The organism is Paragemmobacter amnigenus, assembly GCF_009908265.2.
In the GTDB taxonomy this organism is placed as follows: domain Bacteria; phylum Pseudomonadota; class Alphaproteobacteria; order Rhodobacterales; family Rhodobacteraceae; genus Paragemmobacter; species Paragemmobacter amnigenus.
The window spans coordinates 1-2,556 of sequence record NZ_JAAATX020000027.1; the positions used below are offsets into that span (position 1 = coordinate 1).

General features: G+C 67.1%; 2 protein-coding genes. Both read right to left on the reverse strand.

Going from position 1 to position 2,556, the window contains the following annotated elements; genetic code table 11:
* Positions 1-662, reverse strand: a 662-nt coding sequence (locus GU927_RS20340; RefSeq protein WP_161764230.1) for an adenylate kinase, incomplete at its 3' end; no start/stop codon positions are given.
* The coding region (gene acs, locus GU927_RS20345) for an acetate--CoA ligase (protein ID WP_161764231.1) at positions 659-2,556 on the reverse strand (1,898 nt) is incomplete at its 5' end. The genes acs and GU927_RS20340, both read right to left, overlap by 4 nt.

The window sequence follows — 2,556 nt, forward strand, 5'->3', positions numbered from 1 at the left end:
ACGATTGCGGCGAGCGCGCTCTGGATGTCTGCGATGTTGCCCATCGCGTCGATCCGTTGGAGCACGCCCCTGCCCTCGTAATAGGCGATCAGCGGGGCCGTCTGGGCGTGATAGGCCTTCAGCCTCTCGCGCACCGTCTCGGCATTGTCGTCGGCGCGGCGCTTGAACGCCGTGCCGCCGCATCTGTCGCAAGTGCCCGCCACCGCGGGCTGCTTGAAGTCGTCATGATACCCCTCGCCGCAACCGGCGCAGGTGAAGCGGCCCGAGACGCGGCCCACCATGGCCTCGTCGTCGACCTCCAGGCTGATCGCCGCCGTCACCTTCTGCCCGGACGCCGCCAGCAGCGCGTCCAGCGCCGCCGCCTGCCCGTCGGTGCGGGGGAACCCGTCCAGGATCACGCCCCGCGCCACGTCGGGCGCCGCCATGCGGTCCTTCAGGATCGCCAGCACGATGTCGTCGCTGACCAGCTGGCCCGCCTCCATCACCGCCTTGGCCGCCTTGCCCGCCTCCGTGCCCGCCGCCACCGCCGCGCGCAGCAGGTCGCCCGTCGACAGCTGGACCAGACCGAAGCCCTCTTCCAGCATCCGCGCCTGCGTGCCCTTGCCCGCGCCCGGCGGGCCCAGCAGGATCAGCACGGCGGGGGTGGTCACGACCTCGCTCATCCCCGGTTCATCCGGTTCGCGATCAGCTCGTCCACCACCGAAGGATCGGCCAGCGTCGAGGTGTCGCCAAGGCTGCCGAAGTCGTTCTCGGCGATCTTCCTGAGGATCCGGCGCATGATCTTGCCCGACCGCGTCTTGGGCAGGCCCGGTGCCCACTGGATCAGGTCCGGCTTGGCGATCGGGCCGATCTCGGTCCGCACCCAGGCCTCCAGCTCCTTGCGCAGGGCGTCCGTCGGCTCCTCGCCCTTCATCAGCGTGACATAGGCATAGATGCCCTGCCCCTTGATGTCGTGCGGATAGCCCACCACCGCGGCCTCGGCGACCTTGGGATGCGCGACCAGCGCGCTTTCCACTTCCGCCGTGCCCATCCGGTGGCCCGACACGTTGATCACGTCATCCACGCGCCCTGTGATCCAGTAATAGCCGTCCGCATCGCGCCGGCAGCCGTCGCCGGTGAAATAGTACCCGCGATACTGGCTGAAATACGCCTCCTCGAACCGCGCATGGTCGCCCCAGAGCGTGCGCATCTGCCCCGGCCAGCTGTCGGCGATGCACAGCACCCCCTCCGTCTCCGTGGCCTCCTGCACCGCCGCCGTGGCGGGGTCCAGAACCACCGGCTTCACCCCGAAGAAGGGCTTGGTGGCCGAGCCCGGCTTCTGCGGGATGGCGCCGGGCAGCGGCGTGATCAGATGCCCGCCCGTCTCGGTCTGCCAGAAGGTGTCGACGATCGGGCAGCGGCCCTTGCCGACATGGGTGTTGTACCAGTTCCACGCCTCGGGGTTGATCGGCTCGCCCACCGAGCCCAGCAGGCGCAGGCTGGACAGGTCGTGCTTCTCCACCCATTCCGGCCCCAGACCCATCAGCGACCGGATCGCCGTCGGCGCGGTGTAGAACTGCGTCACCCTGTGTTTGGCGCAGACCTCCCAGAAGCGGCCGGCATCGGGATAGGTCGGCACGCCCTCGAACATGATCGTGGTCGCGCCATTGGCCAGCGGGCCATAGACGATGTAGCTGTGCCCCGTGACCCAGCCCACATCCGCCGTGCACCAGAACACATCGCCGTCATGGTAGTCGAAGGTCAGCTGATGCGTCATCGACGCATAGACCAGATAGCCGCCCGAAGTATGGACAACCCCCTTCGGCTTGCCCGTCGAGCCGGAGGTGTAGAGGATGAACAGCGGATCCTCCGCGCCCACTTCCGTGTAGGCGCAATAGCCCGACACCTCCGCCATCTCGGCCTTCAGGTCGATGTCGCGCCCGTCCACCCAGCTCGTCTGGTCGCCGGTATGCTTGACCACCATGCACTTCACATGGTCGCTGCAATGCAAGAGCGCCGCATCGGTATTGCCCTTCAGCGGGGTCTTCTTGCCCCCCCGCGGCGCCCAGTCGGCGGTGATCACCACCTTGGCCTCGGAATCGTTGATCCGGTTGGCCAGCGCATCGGGCGAGAAGCCCCCGAAGACCACCGAATGGATCGCCCCGATCCGCGCGCAGGCCAGCATCGCATAGGCCGCCTCGGGGATCATCGGCAGGTAGAGGACCACGCGGTCCCCCTTCTTCACCCCGTGCTTCTTCAGCACGTTGGCCATCCGGCAGGTCTGCTCCAGCAGTTGGGCATAGGTGATGTGCTGCGCGGGCGTCTTCGGATCATCCGGCTCCCAGATGATCGCCGTCTGGTTCGCCCGCGTCGTCATGTGCCGGTCGATGCAATTGGCGCTGACGTTCAGCGTGCCGTCCTCGAACCACTTGATCGACACCTTCCCGGGCTCGAAGGACGTGTTCTTCACCACGCTGTAATCCCGGATCCAGTCAACCCGACGACCCTGCGCACGCCAGAAACCCTCGGGATCCGAAACCGATTCGCCATAAAGACGCTCATAACCAGACGCATCAA